Here is an 18,854-nt window from a genome sequence, read left to right as displayed (position 1 = left end):
CTGTACCCCGGGTCTCCCGCTGGCCGGATCGCCGGTGGCGGCGCCGGTTCGTAGCGTCGGTGCGTGCCCAACACTCCGACGTACGAGGAGCTTTACGTGACGGACCCCTACCGAGGTTTCGCGGCCCCGGAGCCACCACGGCCGGATCCCGAGCGCGGCGGGACCGGGTTCGTCCGTCCCGTGCTGTGGCTGCTGCTGGTGGTGTTCGCGGTCGCCAACATGGTGACGTCGTCCATCGGGGGCTTGAGCGTGTTCGTCGGCATCGGCTTCGGCGTGGCCGCCCTGGCGTGTGCCGTCGCGCTCGTCGCCCACCACCGCAGGCGGCGGCCATGAGGCTCATCCGCACCGAGAACCAGCGGCACCTGGCGGACTGTCACACACCGGCGGTGGAGCTGGCCGGTGTCAGCAAGACGTACCCCGGCGGTGTCCGCGCGCTGGACGAGGTGTCGCTGACCGTGGAGCGCGGCACGTTCGTCGCCGTGATGGGGCCCTCGGGCTCCGGCAAGAGCACCCTGATGCACTGCGCCGCGGGTCTCGACTCCCCCACCGATGGGCGTGCCTTCATCGACGGTACGGAGATCGGCGGGCTGGACGAGGCCCGCCGCACCGAGCTGCGCCGACGCTCCGTGGGCTTCGTCTTCCAGTCCTACAACCTGGTGCCGTCGCTGACCGTCGAGGACAACATCATGCTGCCGCTGCGGCTGGCCGGTGAGAAACCCGACCGGGCGTGGGTGGGCGGACTGATCGAGCGGGTCGGGATCGCGGACCGGCTCGCGCACCGCCCGGCCGAACTCTCCGGCGGCCAGCAGCAACGCGCCGCGATCGCACGGGCGTTGGTGTCCCGTCCGGCGGTGGTGTTCGCCGACGAGCCGACGGGCGCGCTGGATCTGCGGACCGCCCGTGAGGTGCTGGGGCTGCTGCGCGACCTGGTGGACGGCCTCGGCCAGACGGTGGTGATGGTCACCCACGACCCGGCCGCCGCCGCGCGGGCGGACCTCGCGATGGTCATGGCCGACGGCCGGGTCGTGGAGACGCTGAAGGCCCCCACCGCCGCCGAGTTGGCCCACTGTGTGACCACGCTGGAAACGGAGTGACGATGCTGTACCTCGCGTGGCACATGGTGCGCCGCAGGATCGCCGCGCTGCTGGCCGTCACGTGCGCGACCCTCGGCGGCGCGGCGATGATCACCGGCATCGGTGTGCTGGCCGAGTCGGGATGGCGCTCGCACGCGCCGGTGGAACGGCTCGCCGGTGCCGATGTCGTCGTGTCCGGCCGCCAGACCTTCCACCCGGAGGGGAACCTGCCGATCGCGCTGCCGGAACGGGCCAGGGTGCCGGCCGGACTCGTCGACCGGGTGGCGGAACTGCCCGGCGTGGCCGACGCGGTCGGCGACCGGAGCTTCCCCGCCACGGTGGTCACCCGGGACGGCGGGCCCGTACCGGCGGACGATCCAGGGGCCACCGGACACGGATGGTCCTCGACCGCCCTGCTGGAGCGCCCCCGTATCACCGGCACGCCCCCGGCCGGTCCGTACGACGTGGCCCTGGACCGCCGTACCGCCACGGCCGCGCACGCAGGGCCCGGCGACCGGGTCACGGTGGCCGCCGCCGGGCGCTCGGCCCGCTACCGGGTATCGGCCGTGGTGGACACCGCCGGAAGCGGCCTCTGGTTCGCCGACGCCACGGCGGCGCGGCTGACCGGCCACGGCCCCCGCCCCGCCACCGACTCCGTCGATCTGATCGCGGTACGTGCCGAACCGGGCGCCGGTGGCTCGGTCGCCACCGAGGTCCGCCACCTGGTCGGGGCAGATGGGCTGACCGTGTCCACCGGGGCGGCCCGGGGTGACGCCGAGGCGCCCGGCACGGCCGCCGCCCGCTCCCTGCTGCCCCTGCTGGCGGGGTCGCTGGCCGGGGTCACCCTGCTGGTCGTCGGGTTCATCGTGGGCGGCGCGCTGTCGGTGTCGATCGCGGCCCAGCGGCGGGAACTCGCCCTGATGCGCGCCGTCGGCGCGACACCGCGCCAGATCCGCAAGCTCGCCGGGGCCCAGGCCGCCATCATCGCGGTCGCCGCGGCCCTGCCCGGTGCCGCCCTCGGCTATCCGCTGGCCGAACGGTTCCGCGGGCTGCTGGTCTCGAACGGGATGCTGCCGGACGCGCTGCCGCTGACCTTCAGCCCGCTTCCGGCGGTCGTGGCCGTGCTGTTGCTGGTCGCCGTGGTGTGGGTGGCGGCCCGGTGCGCCGCGTGGCGTACGTCGCGCAGACCGGCCACCGAGGCGGTCGCCGAGTCGCGCAGCGAACCCCGTACCCCCTCGAAGGCACGCGCCCAGGCCGGTCTGGCGATGATCGCCGTGGGCACCGGGGCCTCGGTCACTCCCCTGCTGATCCGGTCGCAGGCGGGGGCGGCGGCCACCGCCGTGGCGGGTCTCGTCGCGGCGATCGGGCTCGCGCTGGCCGGTCCCGCCCTGGTCGGCGGCGTCGGGCGGCTGCTGGCGCGGAAGCTTTCCCCGAAGGCCTCGGCACCGACCTGGCTGGCCGTGGCCAACAGCCATGGCTACGCGCTGCGTTCCGCCGCCGCCATCAGCACCCTCGCGATGGCCGTGGTGTTCACGCTCACCTACACCCTGACCCAGACCACGGTGATGGCGGCCACCTCCGGTGACCTCCGCGACGCCACCCGGGCGCAGCTCGGGATGAGCGCGCCCGGACTCGGCGGCATGCCCGGCGATGTGGTTCCCGCGCTGCGGGACACTCCCGGCGTACGGGCGGCGGCCCCGGTCACCTCGACCACCGTCCTGTGGCCGTACCGGATGCTGGGGGAACCCGAGATCGAGAGCAGTTCCGCGCTGGTGCTGACCCCGCAGGCGCCGGACGTCCTCGATCTGGACGTGCGCGACGGGAGCCTCGCGGGGCTCACCGGCGCCACCGTCGCCGTCTCCACCGACGCCGCCACATCACGCGACGCTCCGGTGGGCAGCGAGGTGGAGCTGGTGCTCGGCGACGGCGCCCGGGTCACCGCCCGGGTGGTGGCCACGTACGCGCGCGGCCTCGGCTTCGGCCCCGTCGTACTCTCCAGGGACCTGGCCGCCGGACACACCACGACGGGGCTCGACCAGAGCGTTCTGATCCGTACCGACGGCGGCGAGGAGGCCCGGCGCCAGGTGGCCGCGCTGGCCTCGGCACGGCCGGGCCTGGCGCTGGACGACGAGCGTTCCGGGCCACGGCTCGGGGGCGTGGGCGGCACCGCGCCCGAGCTGTGGATCAATGTCGCGGTGCTCGCCGTGCTGCTCGGCTACCTGCTGCTGGGGATCGCCAACAAGCTGATCGCCACCACGACCCAGCGGCGCGGCGAACTCGCCACGCTCCGGCTGATCGGTGCCACACCGCGCCAGATCCGGGCGATGATGCGGCGCGAGGCGGGGCTGATGGCCGCCCTGGCGCTCGTCACCGGGCTGGTGCTGTCCGTCATCCCCCTGGCGCTGCTGTCGACCGGTTTTCTGCACCGCCCGTGGCCCGCGGGTCCGCCGTGGCTGGCGCCGGTCGTCGCGGTGGTGGTGGCGGGCGTCGCGTTCCTCAGCGTCGAGTTGCCGACCCGTCAGGCGCTGCGGGTCCCGCCCGCGCACGCGCTCGGCTGACGGTCGCGTCAGTCCTGGTCGCCCTGGCAGATCCCGTTCTCCCAGGCCCAGGCGGCGATTTCGACCCGGTTGCGGGCGGCGAGCTTGCGCTGCACGTTGCCGAGGTGGGTCTTGACCGTGGACAGGGTGACGTAGAGGTCGGCGGCCACTTCCTCGTTGGTACGGCCCCGGGCCACCCGTCGTACGACGTCCAGTTCGCGCTGGGTCAGCGGCTCCGCCCCGGGGCCGCCCCCTGCCGTACGGTCCGGCCGGGCTTCGGAGGGGGCGGGGGCGCGGCGGTGGGGGGCCATCTGCGCGAGGAGGCGGACGGTCACCGAAGGGGAGATCAGCGAGTTGCCCGCCGCCGCGGCCCGCACCGCCTCGGTGAGCAACCCCGGGGCGCCGTCCTTGAGGAGAAAGCCGCACGCGCCGTTGCGCAGCGCGCGGTAGACGTATTCGTCGAGGTCGAAGGTGGTGGCGATGAGGACGTTCAGCGGGTCGGCAGCGTCGGGCCCGGCGAGCAGCCGGGTGGCCTCCAGGCCGTCCAGCCGGGGCATGCGGATGTCCAGGAGGCAGACGTCGGGGCGCAGGGCCCGGGCCTGCTCGACCGCCTCGGCGCCGTCCACCGCCTGGGCGACCACCCGCATGTCCGGCTGGGAGTCGATGATCATGCGGAACGCGGCACGGATCATCTCCTGGTCGTCGGCGAGGAGTACCCGGATCGTCATACCGGACATGATCGCAGGTGCCCCGCATGTCATGTGGCCCTAGGCCAGCGGCAGCAGGGCCAGGACGTGCCAGCCGCCGTCGTCGCCCGGTCCGGCGGTGAGTCGGCCACCGGCCCGTTCGATCCGCTCGGTCAGGCCGACCAGGCCGTAGCCGCCCCCGTTCCACGCGCCGCCGCCCGCCTCGGCGCCCACGCGGCCGTCGTCGGCCACCGACACCTCCAACTCCTCCGGGGCGCCGGGGCGCAGCGCGACCCGTACCTCGACGCGGCCCGCTCCGGTGGCGTGTTTGCGGACGTTGGTCAGGGACTCCTGCACCACGCGGTGGACGGCGGTGGTGATCTCGGGCGGCAGCGGGCGGTCGGTGAGCCGTGGGTCGAGGGTCAGTTCGGCGGTGGGTCCGACGGCGGAGAAGTCCCGGGTGAGGTCCCGCAGTCCGGTCAGGCCGCCAGCCGGGCTGGTGGCCGCGGGTGCGCTGGTGTCCCGCAGGCTGGAGACCATGGCGCGCATCGACCCGAGCGCCTGCGATCCGGCCCGCTCGATGTGGGCGAGCATCTGGTCCAGGTCCTCCGGGGACTGGGAGTGGCCGGCGGCCGCGGTGAAGCGCGCGGCCTTGGTCTGGGCGACGATCGCGGTGACGTGGTGCGCCACGAAGTCGTGCAACTCCCGTGCGTGTTCGAGGCGTTGGGTCTGCAGGATGGCCTCGCGCTCCCGGGCCCGCAGCGCGTCGTACAGGCGCAGGCACAGCCCGAGCACCACCATGAACGGCACACTGGCCACGATGATGCCGATCGCGCTGTTGAGGTTGTCGCTGCGTTCGGCGATCCGCAGCGGAAGGACGACGGCGGCGAACGCCGGAGCGGCGGGGAGCACGGTGGCCATCAGCGGGGAACAGCGCCGCACGGCGCGGGTGATGAGCCACAGCAGGACGCACAGCTCCAGCATCCCCGGGGTGTTCTCGGGGCGCCGGGCCAACACCGTCTCCACCAGGGTCAGCGCGCACGAGACGGCCGTCGCGAGCAGGGTGTAGCGGACGAAGTGGCGCTCCGGCACGACCAGGGAGAGCAGACACAGCGTCCCGGACACCACGGTCGCCAAAACCACCGCCGGATAGGGGGCGTTCAGCGCCTCCAGCACCACGAGGGCGACCGCTGCGGCGCCGCCCAGAGCGAGCCGGATTTGCCAGGGGCGGGAGCGGGCCCGGAACTCGGTGATCATGGCAGTTCACGGTACGGCCGTGCCGCCCGCGCCACATCGGCCATTCGGCCGAGGGCGGGCGGAAGGAACACCGGCCGTTTCGGTCATCCAGTGGATCCGCCGCCCCCTGCCGCGCCGCAAGGATCGAGACCGCCCACCCCACTCGATCCTTCCGAAGGCCGCCGATGCTCCGCACCGCTCTGCGCACCCTCCGCTCCCACCGGCTCCGATTCGCGATGCCCGCCCTCGCCGTCCTGCTCGGTGTGGCGTTCGTGACCGGTTCGCTGCTCTACGGCGATGCGGCCAAGGCGGCCGTCGCCCGGGCCCAGACCAACTCCCAGCCCGATGTGTCGGTTCAGGTCGAACCGGTCTCCCCCGACGAAGCCTCCCGGGTCGACGGCGCACTGCTGGAGCGGCTGCGGAAGCTGCCCTCGGCGGCCGCGGCGCGCGGTGTGGTGGAGGGCCCCGCCTTCGTCGCGGGCTCCGACGGCACCCTGGTGGGTGATGTGTCGCAGGCGGCGGGCGTCAACGTGGTGCCCGGCGACGGTGGCCAGGACGTCCGCTATCCGTTCGTCTCGGGCCATGCCCCCCGTACGTCCGGGGAGGTCGCCGTGGACCGGCGGACCGCCGAGCGGGCCGGGTACCGAGTGGGGGGCAGGGCGCGTGTCGTGGTGGGCGGTACGGCGCGAAGTGTCCGGCTGGTCGGGGTCTTCACCGCCCATGACAGCCGTCTGGAGGCGGACGGCACGCTCACCGCCTTCGACTCCGCCACCGCGCGGAGGTACTTCGCGCCCGCCCCGGGCAGCTACTCGGCGATCACCCTGACGGCGGCCGACGGCGTGTCGGATGCGCGACTCGCGCGGGAGGCCGAGCAGGTGCTGCCGTCTGGTGTCATGGCGGCCACCCGGGCGGAGCTGGAGTCCGGGGCCAACGCCACCGGGGACGAGGACAAGCTCACCCAGCTGCTGCTGAGCTTCGCCGGGGTCGCCCTGTTCGTCTCCACCTTCCTGGTCGCCAACACGTTCACCATGCTCAGTGCCGCCCGCGCCCGGGAACACGCGCTGCTGCGAGCGGTCGGCGCCACCCGCAGCTATGTGATGCGCATGGTGCTGACGGAAGCCGCCCTGGTCGGAACGGTCGCCTCGATCGCCGGATACGCGCTGGGAACGGGCGTCGCGACGCTGCTGGGCGAGCTGTTCGGCGCCACCGGAACACCGGCCGGGCCCGTGCGGCTGCTGTCCGCCACGCCATTGATCGCGGCGTTCGCGGTCGGCATCGGCGTCACCGTCCTGTCGGCGTACGTCCCGGCCCGCCGCGCGGCAGGTGTACCGCCGGTGGCGGCGCTGCGTACGGTCGAGCCCTCGACGGCGGCCTCGCTGCGCCGCCGCGGCATCGTCGGCGTGGCCGTCACGGCGTTCGGCGCTCTGCTGCTCGGTGCCGCCCTCGGCGATCCGGACGTCCTCTACGGCGCCGTGCCCGTCTTCCTCGTCGGTCTGATCGTCCTCACTCCGCTGCTCGCCCTGGGTGTCACGGCGCTGCTGCGCTCCCCGATGACCCGGCTGGCGGGTATCCGGGGCAAGCTGGCCGTGGAGAACGCCCGCCGCAACCCGCGCCGCACGGCGGCCACCGCGACCACCGTCATGGTGGGTCTCGCGATGGTCACCGCGGTCACGGTGGCCGTCGCCTCGGTGAACCGCATGGACGAACAGGAGGTCGACGCCTCCATGACCTCGGACCTGCGCATCACGGCCGTCCCCTTCGCGGAGGTCGGCGACGACACCGCCGCGCGAGTGGCACGGCTCGCCGGTGCGGAAGCCGTCACACCGCTCGTCAACACCTACTTCGACCTGTCCCGCGACGACTCCCTCGCGGTCACCGGGGTCAACCCGGCCACGGTGGAACAGCTGGCGCCGATCACCGTCCGCAAGGGCTCGCTGGACCGCCTCGGCCAGGGCATCGCCGTCGCCGAGAAGCTGGCCGCCGAGCGCGGCTGGCGGCTCGGTTCCCGTGTCACCGGCGCCTTCACCGGCACGGGCGAGCGGACCAGCCTGCCCGTCGTCGCGCTGTACGACGGCCCGGACCGCCTCGGCCCCGCCCTCGTCGCCGACCGGGCCGTGCCGCCCGTGGCCGGTGGCGCGCACCTGTCCTGGGTGGAATCGGTGCTGGTCAAGGCCGCCGATGGCCGTACGGACGCGCTCAAGCGGGAGATCCGGTACGCCCTGGACAACCCCGCGCTGCTGGTCCAGGACCGCGCCGACGCACGGGCGGCGGCCACGGCGAACACCGCTCCGTTCCTGAACATCATGTACGCCATGCTTAGTGTCACCGTGCTGATCGGCGCCCTCGGAGTGGTGAACACCATGGGCATGGCCGTCTTCGAGCGGATCCGGGAGATCGGCATGCTCCGCGCCATCGGCCTGGACCGCCGGGGTGTCGCCGCCGTCCTGCGCATCGAGTCGGTGACCATCTCCCTCTTCGGCTCCGCGCTCGGTGTCGCGGTCGGCGGTGTCATCGGCGCGGCGGCCGTCCTCGGCGAGGAGGGCGTGCCCCTGGTCATCCCGTGGGACCGGGCGGCCCTCTTCTTCGTCGCGGCCGCCGTGATCGGGGTGCTCGCCTCGCTGTGGCCGGGGCGCCAGGCGGCGCGGGTGCCGATGCTGACGGCCATCGGCGCGGACGGCCAGTAGCGCCGCGCGAGGTGGCGCCGGACGCTCGTAGCCGGTCGGACGTATCCTGAAATCTGAGGTACCGCGACCGGCGAGCGCGGGAGGTTGTGATGACCGTCGCCGAGAGCCTTCGCCCCTGTAAGGCGGACACGCCCCGGTATCTGCCCATCGCGGAGCACGGCCTGATCGGCGATCTGCGGACCGCCGCGCTGGTCGGCACCAACGGCACGATCGACTGGTACTGCCCCAGCCGCTTCGACGCCCCCAGTGTGTTCGCGTCGATCCTGGACGCCGACCGGGGCGGCGCGTTCGCCCTGTCCCCGGACGCGCCCGCCCGGACGAAGCAGTTCTACTTCCCCGACACCAACATCCTCATCACCCGGTTCTTCGCGGACGACGGTGTCGCCGAGGTGCAGGACTTCATGCCGGTCGAGGACGACTCCCGGGAGGCCGACCGGCACCGGCTGATCCGCCGGGTGCTGTGCGTGCGCGGTTCGCTGCCCTTCACCGCGCGGGTGGCGCCCCGCTTCGACTACGGGCGGCAGACCCACACGGTGAGCGTCCGGGAGGGCGGGCTCACCGTGTTCGACTCCCCGGACCTGTCCCTCGCGCTGACGTCCAGCGTCACGGTGGAGACCGACGGCCCCGACGCGGTGTCCTCGTTCAAGCTGAACGAGGGCGAGGCCGCGGTGTTCGCGCTCGACCGGATCGGCGGCACGGTGCGGCCACGGCCCTGCCCGCTGGCCGAGGCGGAGGAGCTGTTCAACGCCACGGTGCGGTACTGGCGCCGCTGGCTATCCCAGTCCCGCTACCGGGGCCGCTGGCGCGAGATGGTGCACCGCTCGGCGCTCACCCTCAAGCTCCTCACATACGCGCCGACCGGCGCCATCGTGGCGGCTCCGACGGCCAGCCTGCCCGAGCAGATCGGCGGCGAACGCAACTGGGACTACCGCTACGTCTGGATCCGCGACGCCGCGTTCTGCATCTACGCGCTGCTGCGGCTCGGTTTCACCGACGAGGCCGAGGCGTTCGTACGGTTCCTGTCCGATGACATCCGGCTGCGCGACGGCCCCGGCGGGCCACTGCAGATCATGTACGGCATCGACGGCCGCAGCGAACTCACCGAGCAGGAACTCTCCCATCTGGAGGGCCATCTCGGCTCGGCCCCGGTCCGGTCCGGCAACGGCGCCGTCGACCAGCTCCAGCTGGACATCTACGGCGCGCTGGTGGACTCCCTCTATCTCTACGACAAATGGGGAAAGCCCCTGGCGGGAGACCAGTGGGACACCCTCTGCGAACTGGTCGACTGGGTCTGCGAGCACTGGGACCAGCCGGACATGAGCGTCTGGGAGACCCGCGCCGGTCCCCAGTGTTTCCTGTACTCGCGGCTGATGTGCTGGGTCGCGATCGAGCGGGCGATGCGCATCGCCACCCACCGTGGCCTGCCCGCGGACATGTCCCGCTGGTCGGGGGTGCGGGACCAGATCTACCGCCGGATCATGAGACACGGATGGTCCGCGCGGCGGAACGCGTTCGTGCAACACGAGGGCGACGACGTACTCGACGCCTCCGTGCTGATGATGCCGCTGGCCAAGTTCATCTCCCCCGCCGACCCCAAGTGGCTGTCCACGCTGGACGCGCTGGGCGAGGATCTGGTGTCCGACTCGCTGGTCTACCGCTATGACCCCCAGGCCAGCCCGGACGGGCTGCGCGGCGAGGAGGGCACCTTCTCGATCTGCTCGTTCTGGTACGTCGAGGCGCTGTCCCGGGCCGGACGGCTGGACGAGGCGCGGCTCGCGTTCGAGAAGATGCTCACGTACGCCAACCACTGCGGGCTGTACGCCGAGGAGATCGGCCGCACCGGTGAGCAGATCGGCAACTTCCCGCAGGCGTTCACCCATCTCGCGCTCATCAGCGCCGCGTTCAACCTCGACCGCGCCCTGGGCTGACCTGGGAGCATTTGGTCACGCTGCGGGGTCGAAGGGGATGCCGGACGGTTTGGCCTTCTGGAGGTGGTCGGCGAAGCTGCCGTCCTTGAGGCCGAAGTTGGCGCTGCCGAAGTTGGCCTGGCTCAGCTTGTCGCGCAGGCCCGCGGGGTAGCCGTTCCAGCCGACCAGGGTGGGGAACTGCCAGGTCTTGTCGTGGTTCTCGGGCGGTTCGTCGTTGGTGTTGGCGGGGCGGAAGGCGTGGGTGCTCAGTCCGTCCTTGTGGTAGACGATCTTCGGGTGGTTGCCGTCCCACCGGATCGCGTCACGGCCGTAGGTGGAGAACCCGCCGTGGGCGGAGGTGGACACGTACTGGGCCTGGTTGTTCTGGACCCACACCACGACGTGTTCCCAGTCGTGGCGGTGTCCGCCGACCGACGCCTGGTCCTTCTCGAAGTAGAGGCCGTACATGACGGCGCACCAGCCGTTGTTGCACTTGGAGCGCGCGTATCCGTTGGTGTTGTCGAGGTCCGGGGCGTCGCGGCACTGCCCGTTGGGCGCTCCGGACGGGTTGAGGCCGCCGTTCAGTGTGCCGTCGGGGCCGATGGCGGGGGTGGGGTAGCAGCCGTCGGTGTCGTAGTCGTAGGCGGGCTGGAACGTCTGCTCCAGCGCCTCCGCGTTGCCGGGCAGGGCCTTCGGCGGGTCGGCGAGAGCGGTTCCGGGTAATGCGACGACCAAGGCGATGGCGCTGCCGAGGATGAACGAGCCCTTGCGGATGCGCGAGCTTCTGTGCACTGCGTCCTCCTGGTTGACCCGGTGCGAGCAGGCGGAAATTACCAACCAGGAGAGTACGTCAACTGTCCATGAAAGAAAGGCCGTTCAGGGGCGCCGGGGCGGGATGTGCTGTTCCGTCCAGATGCACTTGCCGTCGGCGGTGTAGCGCGTCCCCCAGCGCTGGGAGAGCGTGGCGACCAGTTGCAGCCCGCGTCCGCCCTCGTCCATTTCGGCGGCCCGGCGGATCCGGGGCGTCGTGGCGCTGCCGTCGGACACCTCGCAGATGAGTGACCGGCCCCGGATCAGCCGCAGCTGGACGGGGCCCCGGGCATGCCGGACGACGTTGCCGACCAGCTCGCTGGCGAGCAGTTCGGTGGTCATGACCAGCTCGCCGAGATACCACGCCTCAAGCTGCTCGCGGACGTGGTCGCGCGCCAGGGAGGCCGCCACCGGCTCGTCGGGGAGCCGCCAGACGGCGATGTTCTCGGGGGCGGTGCGGTGCAGTCGGGCGACGAGTACGGCGGTGTCGTCCGTGGTCAGCTGCTGGGCGGGCAGCATGGTGTCGATGAGCGTGTCGCAGAGTCGGTCGAGCCGCCTGCGGTCCTCGCGGTGGTCCTCGCCGGGTCCGCAGGCCGGGGGCGGGCCGCCGGGTCCCGCGAGGCGCCGTCCGAGGTCGGTGGTGAAGACCCCCGAGCATTCGGCGATGCCCACGTCGATGTCGCGGGTGGCCGACTCGACCAGACCGTCGGTGTAGAGCACCAGCAGGCCGTGGGCGGGCAGGCGCAATTCGACCGTGCCGAACGGGGGTTCGGCGGCACCCAGGGGCGGGTCGGGCTCGATGTCCAGGCACTCCACGGCCCCGCCGGGGTGCACCAGCAGTGGCGGAGGGTGGCCGGCCCGGGCCATGGAGCACACCCCGGAGACCGGGTCGTAGACGGCGTACAGGCAGGTGGCGAAGGAGTCGTCGCCGAGGTCGCTGACGATGTCGTTGAGGTGGGCGAGGACTTCCTCGGGCGGCAGCTCCAAGTGGGCCAGTGTGTGCACGGCGGTACGCAGCCGTCCCATGGTGGCGGCCTCGGCCAGCCCGTGGCCCATCACATCGCCGATGACGAGCGCCACCCGCTCCGCGGACAGCGGGATGATGTCGTACCAGTCGCCGCCGACCTCCGTTCCGCTGCTGGCGGGCAGATACCGTACGGCCGTGGTGACGGCGGACGGCGCGGGCAGGTCCTGCGGCAGCAGACCGCGCTGCAGCGCCTGGGCGCGGGCGTGCTCGGCGTCGTAGAGACGGGCCCGGGCCAGGGAGTGGGCGACCATGCCGCTGAGGGCGGTCAGCAGGGTGCGCTCGTCGGTGGAGAAGCGGCGGGCCTCGGCGAAGGAGACGACGCATACGCCACTGGGCTCGCCGGAGGCGATCAGGGGCAGGATGGCCCAGGCGTTCTTCTCCGCGAGGGCGGGGTATCCGGCGAGGCCGGGGGCCAGCTCGATGTACTCCGTGGCCGAGGCGATGAAGCGGGGGTGGCGGGAGGCGATCACCTCGTGGAGGAGCGGATGGCCGTCGGCCGCCGGAATTCCGTTGACCTTGTGCAGGAACGCCTGCGGATATCCGACGGCACCGACCACATGCAGCCGCTCGCTTTCCAGCACCTGGATCAGCAGGCCCGAGGCGCCGAACGGGGACAGCATGTGGGCGGCGGCCACGTCGACGACGTCGTGGGTGGTCACCGCCTCGGCGAGCGCGCTCGTCAGTCCGCGGATCCGCACCGCCTGCTCGGCGGCGGACCGTTCGGCCGCCTCGCGCCGCGCCGCGCGGTTGCGGGTGTCGGTGACATCGGTGAGGTAGGCGGTCAGCCCGTCGGGCACCGGGACAAGACGTATGTGGTACCAGCGGGCGTCTGTGGGCCACTGGATGTCGAATCCCGCCGGTGTGCCGTCGAGCGCGGCGTGCCGGCAGCGGGCCTCCAGCTCGGGGACCAGGCCCGCGGGGCCCTCCCAGAGCGGCCCGCCCAGCACGTCCACGGACGGTCCGACCAGGCGCTCCGCCTCGACGTTGAGGAAGGTGATCCGCCACTCCCGGTTCACCGCCAGGAACGCGTCGCTCATGAAGCGCAGCGCCTGCCCCACGGACTCCCGCGCGATCCGGCTCTCGGTGGTGTCCCACACCCGGCCGATCATGCGGACGGGTTCGCCGTGCCCGTCGAGCGCCAGATGGGCACGGCTCTGGACCCAGCCGGTGGTGCCGTCCGGTCGGCACACCCGGTACTCGGCGTCGTACACACCGTGCCCCTGCAGCGCCTCCTGGGTGGCGGCCATGACCCGCGGCACGTCCTCGGGGTGGATCAGGCCGACCCAGCTTTCGATGCGGCGCTCGTAGTCCGCCGGGATGCCCAGGAGGCCGAGCCCTGCCACGTCCCAGACCATCTCGCCGGTGCGGATGTCCCACTCCCAGGAGCCGACCCTGGTCGCCACCAGGGCCTGGCGGAGCCCCGCGCCGGTGGACTGCTGCTGCCACCACGGAGGGGCCCGGCCCGCCACGGGAGGGGGACGCGAGAGCCGCCCGGAGGCCCAGCGGGCCATCTCCAGCAGGAAACCGCGCTGATGCTCGGTGGGCGCGCCGGGCCCGGTGAACACGGACAGCGCGCCCACGGGGACGTCCTCGCCGAACAGCGGGACGGCCGCCACCATGGTCGCCGGGGGCAGTCTGCCGTGTGCGCGCGTACGGACACGTTCGGTGTCCGGGCCGTGTCCGTCGGTGGCGGGCATCCACACGAACGCGCCGTCCTGGACGGCCCGGGCGGGAGCGAGCGCCCGGTCGCCCTCCCGGATCTCCTCCCACTCCTGGAGGGCGGACCGGGGCAGGCCGCCCGCGAGCACCAGGCGCAGTTCGTGGCTGCCCGCGGGCCCGCACGACCAGTGCACCGCTCCGGCGATACCGCCCAGCTCGGACACCGCCTGTGTCAGCGCGTACTCCATCACCTCACGGTCCGTGAGCTGGACACCGACCGCGGAGAGCAGGGGCAGCCGCTCGTCGCACCAGGTGCGCACGCGGCCTGCCGGTTCCGTCGACATATCAGGATTTACCCTAAGGTGTGCTCGCGGTGGGATCGAGGGGCGTGAAGCGAACTATCGAATTCTTAGCGCCCGATTCTTACGCCCCCCTCGAATCGTCCTGACCGGCGGTTCGCAGAGCGGACCGGCTGCCTGGTGCGGCGCGGGGACGGCCGCCACAGTGTTCACATGACGGATTCCTTGCTGCGCGGCTATGTGCCCAGCCCCTTCGGGCAGCTGCACTACGTCGAATCGGGCACGGGCGAGCCGGTGCTGATGCTCCATCAGACACCACGCTCCTGGACCGAGTATCTGGACGTGCTGCCGCTGGTCGGGGCCGTGCACCGGGGCATCGCCATGGACACGCTGGGCTTCGGCGCCTCCGCGAAGCCCGAGGAGCCCCATACGATCGAGCGCTTCGCCGACGCCGCCGGGGCCCTCATCGAGGCGCTGGGCCTGGACCGCTTCCACCTGGTCGGACACCACACGGGCGGTGTCATCGCGGTGGAGCTGGCCGCCCGCTACCAGGACCGTGTCGCCAGCCTGCTGCTCTCCGCCACGCCCTTCGTCGACGCCGAGAAGCGGCGCACCGCCGACCGGCGCAAGCCGGTCGACCATGTCGACCCCCGGCCGGACGGGTCCCATCTGCTGGAGCTGTGGAACCGGCGGCGCGGCTTCTACCGGGACGGGGAGGAGGCCGCGCTGCACCGCTATGTGGCCGACGCGGTGACCGTGCTGGACCGGGTGGAGGAAGGCCATGTGGCGGTCCGGCGCTACCCGATGGAGCCGCGTCTGCCGCACATCACCGCGCGCACGCTCGCGGTGTGCGCCGACGGGGACCACTACTCGCTGCCCGCCCTGGAGAAGTTCGCGGCGGCGCTGGGATGCGAAACGCGGGTCATTCCCGGCGCACATGTACCCGCGCCGGAGCAGCTGCCCGAGGAGTACGCCAAGGTCATCACGGAGTGGGTGACGGGCTGACCCGGGCCGCCGTCCCACCCTGACCGGCCCGGTCCCAAGTGTGCGCGGTGACCCCGCGTTCGCGCAGCACCGCCTTGCGGATCTTGCCGGTCGCGGTGAGCGGCAGTTCGGGGACGATGTCGACGTACCGGGGCACGGCGAACGGCGGCAGCTCGTCCTCGCAGTGGCGTACCAGGTCCAGCGGGTCCAGCGCCCGGCCCGGCCGGGCGGTCACCGCCACCATCACCTCGTCCTCGGCCAGCTCGGATGCCACCGGGAAGGCCGCCGCCCCGGCCACCGAGGGATGGGAACGGACCGCCGACTCCACCTCCGCCGACGAGATGTTCTCACCGCGCCGCCGGATGACGTCCTTGATCCGGTCCACGAAACGGAACCATCCGTCGGGTTCGCGGATCACCCGGTCGCCGGTGCGGCGCCACGAGCCGGGCGGCGGGGGCTCCTCCCCCAGGTAGCCGGTGCTGAAGGCGAACGGCTGGTGGCTGCGGACGACCAGTTCACCCGGTGTGCCGTCCGCGACGGGTACGAGGCGTTCGTCGACCACCCGCGCGGAGAACCCCTCGCGCACGGTGCCGATGTAGCCGGGCCGCGTGCGGGCGGGGGCCGAGCCAATGACGAGATTGGTCTCCGTGGAGCCGAATCCGTCCACCAGCGTGACACCGAACCGGGTCAGGAACGGCTGATACGCCGGGCCCGGGGTGGCCGGGGACAGCCCGCGCCAGGCCCGGTGCGCACGGTCGTGGGGGCCGGGCGGCCGGGCCAGCAGCATGGGCACCATCGCGCCGAGCAGATATACGGCGGTGGCATCGGCCTCGGCCACTTCCGCCCAGTACGCACCGGCGGAGAACCGCCGCCCGACCACGCACGCGGCGCCCACGGTCATGGCGTGGGCCAGGGTGTTGAGGGCGTTGGTGTGGAACAGCGGCAGACCGGTGTGGAGCACATCGTCCGAGGTGAGGCGCAGGGAGTCCGCGACGTTACGGCCCCACCACACGGACTGGGCGTGAGGGCAGCGCACCCCGCGCGCGGCCCCCGTGGTGCCCGAGGTGAAGAGGATGGCGGCGGTGTCCTCGGGCCGTACGGGTGCGGGCGGGAGAGCTTCCGCCCCACCCGGGGCCGGGACCGGCGTGCCCGGGAACGTCCCGCCCGGGGCCGGGGTGTCGTCGCCACCCATGGTCCACACCGGGCCACGGAAACCGGCCGCCGCGATACGTCCCGTGAACTCCTCCTCGGCGCACAGGACGGACGGCTCGGCCTGGCGCAGGACGTGCCGCAGCCCCTCGCCGCGCAGCCCGGTGTTCAGCGGCACCAGCACCGCGCCGAGCCAGGCACAGCCGAGGATCAGATCGGTGAACTCGACGCGGTTGCCGGACATGACCGCGATCCGGTCGCCGGGGCGGCAGCCGCGCGCGGCGAGCGCCCCCGCCATGGTGGCCGCCGCCTCGCGGGACTGCCGGTAGGTGCGGGTCACCCCGCCGACCCGCAGGAACACCCGGTCGCCGAATCGCGTCGCGGCGGCGTCGAGGAGAGCGGGAAGCGTCATCGCCGCGCCCGGTGTGGTCACCGCAGGACCCCCGCGTCGCGGAGGTGCCGGATGCGTTCGGCCGTCAGTCCTGCCACCTCGCGCAGCACCGTGTCGGTGTCGGCGCCGAGGACGGGTGCGGGGGCGCGGACGGCGCCGGGGGTGCGGGTGAGGTGGATCGGCAGGCCCTCGTGGAGGAAGCCGCCCGCGACCGGGTGTTCGGCGTGGACGTAGAAGCCGCGCGCCCGCAACTGCGGGTCGTGTTCGACGAGTTCACGTCCGTCCTGCGCCGCTCCGGCCGGTACGCCCCGCTCCTGGAGCCGTTCGGCCGCGGCGTCGGCGGGCATGCCGCGCGCCCATCCGCTGAGCGCGCCGTCCACGAGGTCGGCGGCCCGGCGGCGGCCCTCGGCCGTGCGGGTCCGCTCGTCGGTGGCCAGCTCCGGGCGCCCGATCACCTCGCACACGGCCGCCCACTCCGCGTCGGTGCGGACACTGACGGCCAGCCACCGGTCGGCGCCCAGACAGCGGTAGACGCCCTGCGGGCTCCACCGCGGATGGGCGTTGCCCATCGGCCTCGCCACGTCCGCACCCGGGCGCGACGCGGCGAGGAGGCTGGTCCCCATGTGGGCGGAGATCGCCTCCAGCTGGGACAGGTCGATGTGCTGTCCACGGCCGGTCTCGTCACGGTGTTCCAGCGCGGCCACGGTGGCGAGCGCGGCCTGGAGGCCCGCGACGATGTCGCCGTGGCCGTAGATCACCCCGACCACGTCGTCCGGCCCCCAGCCGGTGAGGCCAGTCAGCCCGCTGCTCGCGGACACGGTGTCCGCGTACGACACCCAGCCGTTGCGCGGCCCGGTGTGGCCCATCCCGGACATGCTCACGTACACGATGCCGGGGTTGATCTCGCGGAGCGCGTCATAGCCGAGACCCAGTTTTCTCATGACCGTGGAGCTGAAGTTCTCGACCAGCACATCGCAGGAGGCGATGAGTTCGCGGAGCACCGCGATGCCGTCCTCGGTGCGGGTGTCGAGGGCGATGCTCTGCTTGTTGCGGTTGACCTCGTTGAAGTAGCCGTTGGTGTTCGGGTCGGTGTGGTCTCCCCGGGAGAGGTGCATGAAGGGGGCGAACCGGGTGGGGTCGGGGCGGCCCGCGGACTCGACCTTGATGACCTCGGCGCCGTGGTCGGCCAGCACCTTGGTGCAGTACGGACCGGCCAGCACCCAGGTCAGGTCCAGCACCCGGACACCGTCCAGCGCGGGACGTACGGGCTCCTCGACAGCGGTGGCGGTGGCCGCGCGCACCGGGCGGCGCTCGTCGAGCAGGCCCTGATCGGCGCCGCATCCGGGGACATCGAGCTTCCCGGGCCGGTGGCCCTCGGGGAACGCGAAGGGGAAGCCGAGGTCGGTCCGTTCCCCCTGCGGTGTCCGCAGCCGGGTGAAGAAGCCGCGCGCGGCGAGCTGTGGGTTGTCCGGCAGCTCATGCGGCAGGTCGACGGCCGCCCAGGGCAGCTTCCTGGCCTGGGCCCGCTCCGCGAACTCGGCCTTGGGCCAGCGGTTCAGGAAGTCCTGGACCACCGCGAACACATGCTCCTGGCCCTTCTTGCGCTCGACGGGGTCCTGCCACCGGGGTTCGGCGAGATCGGCCTCGGCGCCCTCCTCGCGCAGCCACTCCAGCAGCGCGTCCCACATGCGCGGACTGCCCCCGAGCCCGCCGCCCAGATAGCCGTCGGCGGCCCGGAACAGCCCGTGCGGCACCAGCGGATGCACCCGCCCCGGGCGGCCCGGGGTCCGGTCCTCGTGCAGATAGGCGAGGGTGCCCGCCTCCAGGGCGGCCGCCACGCACTCCTGCGCGGAGACGTCGATGAGCTGCCCCGGGCCGCGCCGCCGGGCCCGCAGCCCGAGCACGGCGGCGATGGCCGCGCCCACGCCCGCGAGGTGTTCCGCCTGGCCCTCGGGCATCCGCAGCGGCGGGCCGCCCGGGTCGCCCACCTGCGCGAGCATCCCGCCCAGCGCCGCCACCACGAAGTCGCTGCCCTGCCAGCCGCTGCGCGGCCCGGTCAGGCCGAACGGGGTGACCCGTACGTGCACCAGGTGGCCGAGGCCTTCGGCGCTCGCCTCCGCGCCGCCGGGAGTCCCGTCGAGCAGGATGTCGGCGCCCTCCAGCAGCCCGCGCAGCCCGGCCGCGCCGTCGGGCGCGGCCACGTCGAGGGTCACCGAACGCTTCCCGGCGTGCCAGTGGGCGAACGCGTCACCGCCGTCCTCACGCCGGGTGGCGTCGCCTTCGGGCGGCTCGACCAGCACCACCTCGTACCCCAGTCCGACCAGCAACCGGCCCGCGAACCGGGCGAACGGGCTGGACAGTTCGACGACTCGCAGAGCGGGCTCGCTCACGTTTCCTCCGCGTTCTTTCCGA

The 18,854-nt window shown here is 73.0% G+C and carries 12 protein-coding genes; 6 read left to right on the top strand and 6 right to left on the bottom strand.

What is annotated here, in order from left to right; genetic code table 11:
• Positions 1-63 precede the first annotated feature (63 nt).
• The 3 genes from ACWC5C_RS18145 to ACWC5C_RS18135 are packed head-to-tail and all read left to right on the top strand — an operon-like array spanning position 64 to position 3,631.
• Complete coding sequence (locus tag ACWC5C_RS18145; protein WP_450876355.1) at positions 64-333, top strand: hypothetical protein; 270 nt, start codon at positions 64-66, stop codon at positions 331-333.
• Positions 330-1,094: an ABC transporter ATP-binding protein gene (locus ACWC5C_RS18140; RefSeq protein ID WP_450876354.1), complete on the top strand. Its 765-nt coding sequence runs from the start codon at positions 330-332 to the stop codon at positions 1,092-1,094. Before ACWC5C_RS18145 ends, ACWC5C_RS18140 begins: the two co-directional genes overlap by 4 nt.
• Positions 1,095-1,096: 2 nt before the next feature.
• On the top strand, positions 1,097-3,631 hold the full coding sequence (locus ACWC5C_RS18135; protein WP_450876353.1) for an FtsX-like permease family protein: 2,535 nt from the start codon (positions 1,097-1,099) through the stop codon (positions 3,629-3,631).
• Between the two features lie 8 nt (positions 3,632-3,639).
• On the opposite strand, the gene ACWC5C_RS18130 is transcribed toward ACWC5C_RS18135, so the two are convergent.
• Both ACWC5C_RS18130 and ACWC5C_RS18125 read right to left on the bottom strand, forming a co-directional pair.
• Positions 3,640-4,347: a response regulator gene (locus ACWC5C_RS18130; protein ID WP_450876352.1), complete on the bottom strand. Its 708-nt coding sequence runs from the start codon at positions 4,345-4,347 to the stop codon at positions 3,640-3,642.
• A 30-nt stretch (positions 4,348-4,377) separates the two neighbouring features.
• The gene (locus tag ACWC5C_RS18125; RefSeq protein WP_450876351.1) at positions 4,378-5,553 is read right to left on the bottom strand and encodes a sensor histidine kinase; all 1,176 of its coding nucleotides are present in this window, start codon (positions 5,551-5,553) and stop codon (positions 4,378-4,380) included.
• Positions 5,554-5,717: 164 nt separating this feature from the next.
• Here ACWC5C_RS18125 and ACWC5C_RS18120 point away from each other — a divergent pair, with 164 nt between their 5' ends.
• Both ACWC5C_RS18120 and ACWC5C_RS18115 read left to right on the top strand, forming a co-directional pair.
• On the top strand, positions 5,718-8,216 hold the full coding sequence (locus ACWC5C_RS18120) for an ABC transporter permease (protein WP_450876350.1): 2,499 nt from the start codon (positions 5,718-5,720) through the stop codon (positions 8,214-8,216).
• Positions 8,217-8,305: 89 nt separating this feature from the next.
• Positions 8,306-10,144 (top strand): glycoside hydrolase family 15 protein, encoded by a 1,839-nt coding sequence (locus tag ACWC5C_RS18115; protein ID WP_450876349.1) that lies wholly within the window; start codon positions 8,306-8,308, stop codon positions 10,142-10,144.
• A 15-nt stretch (positions 10,145-10,159) separates the two neighbouring features.
• On the opposite strand, the gene ACWC5C_RS18110 is transcribed toward ACWC5C_RS18115, so the two are convergent.
• Positions 10,160-10,915 carry an NPP1 family protein gene (locus tag ACWC5C_RS18110; protein ID WP_450876348.1) on the bottom strand — a complete coding sequence of 252 codons (756 nt, stop codon included), beginning with the start codon at positions 10,913-10,915 and terminating at the stop codon, positions 10,160-10,162.
• A gap of 84 nt (positions 10,916-10,999) precedes the next feature.
• Positions 11,000-13,963 carry a SpoIIE family protein phosphatase gene (locus tag ACWC5C_RS18105; RefSeq protein WP_450876347.1) on the bottom strand — a complete coding sequence of 988 codons (2,964 nt, stop codon included), beginning with the start codon at positions 13,961-13,963 and terminating at the stop codon, positions 11,000-11,002.
• 168 nt (positions 13,964-14,131) lie between these two features.
• Here ACWC5C_RS18105 and ACWC5C_RS18100 point away from each other — a divergent pair, with 168 nt between their 5' ends.
• Positions 14,132-14,923 carry an alpha/beta fold hydrolase gene (locus tag ACWC5C_RS18100; protein WP_450876346.1) on the top strand — a complete coding sequence of 264 codons (792 nt, stop codon included), beginning with the start codon at positions 14,132-14,134 and terminating at the stop codon, positions 14,921-14,923.
• On the opposite strand, the gene ACWC5C_RS18095 is transcribed toward ACWC5C_RS18100, so the two are convergent.
• Together ACWC5C_RS18095 and ACWC5C_RS18090 are read right to left on the bottom strand one after the other, a co-directional pair.
• Entirely contained in the window at positions 14,901-16,484 is a 1,584-nt protein-coding gene (locus tag ACWC5C_RS18095; protein WP_450876345.1) for an AMP-binding protein, read from the bottom strand. The genes ACWC5C_RS18100 and ACWC5C_RS18095 overlap by 23 nt on opposite strands.
• Positions 16,481-18,832 (bottom strand): CoA transferase, encoded by a 2,352-nt coding sequence (locus tag ACWC5C_RS18090; RefSeq protein WP_450876344.1) that lies wholly within the window; start codon positions 18,830-18,832, stop codon positions 16,481-16,483. Before ACWC5C_RS18090 ends, ACWC5C_RS18095 begins: the two co-directional genes overlap by 4 nt.
• Positions 18,833-18,854: the final 22 nt, after the last annotated feature.

This window comes from Streptomyces sp. NPDC001700 (assembly GCF_053596435.1).
Note: the sequence above shows the minus strand (reverse complement) of the source record. Positions and strands in the feature narration are given on the sequence as shown.

What these genes read in the sequence shown, in the direction of transcription:
- ACWC5C_RS18140 (WP_450876354.1), top strand. Translation starts at nt 330, where the DNA reads ATGAGGCTCATCCGCACCGAGAACCAGCGGCACCTGGCGGACTGTCAC.
- ACWC5C_RS18125 (WP_450876351.1), bottom strand. Translation starts at nt 5,553, where the DNA reads ATGATCACCGAGTTCCGGGCCCGCTCCCGCCCCTGGCAAATCCGGCTC.
- ACWC5C_RS18100 (WP_450876346.1), top strand. Translation starts at nt 14,132, where the DNA reads ATGACGGATTCCTTGCTGCGCGGCTATGTGCCCAGCCCCTTCGGGCAG.
- ACWC5C_RS18135 (WP_450876353.1), top strand. Translation starts at nt 1,097, where the DNA reads ATGCTGTACCTCGCGTGGCACATGGTGCGCCGCAGGATCGCCGCGCTG.
- ACWC5C_RS18130 (WP_450876352.1), bottom strand. Translation starts at nt 4,347, where the DNA reads ATGTCCGGTATGACGATCCGGGTACTCCTCGCCGACGACCAGGAGATG.
- ACWC5C_RS18115 (WP_450876349.1), top strand. Translation starts at nt 8,306, where the DNA reads ATGACCGTCGCCGAGAGCCTTCGCCCCTGTAAGGCGGACACGCCCCGG.
- ACWC5C_RS18105 (WP_450876347.1), bottom strand. Translation starts at nt 13,963, where the DNA reads ATGTCGACGGAACCGGCAGGCCGCGTGCGCACCTGGTGCGACGAGCGG.
- ACWC5C_RS18120 (WP_450876350.1), top strand. Translation starts at nt 5,718, where the DNA reads ATGCTCCGCACCGCTCTGCGCACCCTCCGCTCCCACCGGCTCCGATTC.